Consider the following 259-nt stretch of genomic DNA (forward strand, 5'->3'; position numbering starts at 1 on the left):
GTAAACGCTGTCGACGCCCTGGATGTACATCGCCAGACGCTCCAGACCGTAGGTGATCTCGCCGGTCACGGGCTTACACTCCAGGCCGCCAACCTGCTGGAAGTAGGTGAACTGCGTCACTTCCATGCCGTTGAGCCACACTTCCCAGCCGAGTCCCCAGGCACCCAGCGTCGGGTTTTCCCAGTTATCTTCCACGAAGCGAATGTCATGCACCGTCGGGTCCATACCCAGCTCTTTCAGCGAGCCCAGATAGACCTCC

At 59.8% G+C, this 259-nt stretch carries 1 protein-coding gene; it reads right to left on the reverse strand.

Annotated elements, in window-relative coordinates:
- On the reverse strand, positions 1–259 hold a 259-nt coding region (locus tag SB765_RS31095), incomplete at both ends, for a glycine--tRNA ligase subunit alpha (protein WP_410932686.1).

Origin of the sequence: Pseudomonas sp. SIMBA_067 (genome assembly GCF_046534675.1) — a bacterium.
Lineage (GTDB): Bacteria > Pseudomonadota > Gammaproteobacteria > Pseudomonadales > Pseudomonadaceae > Aquipseudomonas > Aquipseudomonas putida.